Source organism: Rhizobacter sp. P2_H3 (genome assembly GCF_056403355.1).
This window is the reverse complement of the sequence record NZ_JBFUFQ010000494.1, coordinates 1-1,206: the sequence shown is the minus strand read 5'-3', so window position 1 is coordinate 1,206 and position 1,206 is coordinate 1. Positions and strand designations below refer to the sequence as shown.

Here is a 1,206-nt window from a genome sequence, read left to right as displayed (position 1 = left end):
ATCGAGGCATCACCTTCACGGGCTTCAACCTGCCGGACAGTCAGAGCGGAGTGCAAGGGCCTGCAGGCGGGCCGAGCTACGTGTGGGGCTACGACGAGGACCACGCGCGCATCCGCGAAGTGCGGACCATCCCGAGCGGCACCAACGCCGGTACGAGAACCACGTGGTACCTGCACTCGGACAACACGGGTGGTCTGGCCTTCGAGAGCGAGGTCAACGCGCCGACGAGCCCGAGCGCTGCGAACCCTGCGGTCACGAGCAACCGCCACTACYTGAGCGCAGGCGGCCAGAGCCTTGGGGTGCTGGTCACCACCGGCGCGCTGCCTACGCTTGGCGCTACGCAGACCGCACCGCCCGTGCAGTCGAGCCTGAGCGCGGTGAAGCTGGAGTACTGGCACAAGGATCACCTGGGCAGCATCGCGGCGACGACCGACCACAACGGCGATGTGACGGCCCGTGATGCATACGACCCGTTCGGCAAGCGGCGTTTTGCGAACGGCAACTACGACGCTGCCGGCACGCTGGTGATCGACTGGAGCCCCGCCGTCAACAGCGGCACGGACCGCGGCTTCACCGGCCATGAGCAGCTCGACGACATCGGGCTCACGCACATGAACGGCCGGCTGTACGACGCCACCATAGGGCGCTTCCTGTCGACAGACCAGCTCGTCAGCGACCCGTCGGACCTGCAGGCCTACAACCGCTACAGCTACGTGCGCAACGATCCGCTGGCGCGTACGGACCCGAGCGGCTGGGCTGAGGTGGCAGGAAGAAGCAAGACAGACGACTTCTGGAGAAGAAGCGGCCATGGAAAATGGGGTGGGACGGATTGCGACCCGATTTGTCAGGTTGACACTGATTCCGGTGGCCCCACGCTGGAAAGCTCTTCGTCAGGAAGTGGTTCCACCACGGCCGGTTCGCAGCAGGACGAAGGCGGTTCGAAGTGGACCGGGCAGATCCTGCGAATGGTCGGAGACTTCTTCAAGGTCCCGGACTACAGTCTGTTGTCCGACGAGGCGTTGAGCAAGCTCAGCTACAACAACTACGCGGCTAATCGCGAGAAGGTCAGACGCGCCGAGGCCGCGGGGCTGGTGCCGTATTCGATGGGCGGGGCCTTGCACGGCGTGTATGAACTGTCGTCCAATGCCGTGCCAGTGGAGTCGATCGGACTCAAGGCCCTGAGTAGCGTCGCAAGTAGTATTAGGC

Annotated in this window: 1 protein-coding gene; it reads left to right on the top strand. The window is 64.5% G+C overall.

The annotated features are described in order from the left end of the window. Window positions 1-1,206: RHS repeat-associated core domain-containing protein (locus tag AC1D1T_RS32595; protein ID WP_477993494.1), on the top strand; the 1,206-nt coding region annotated here is incomplete at both ends.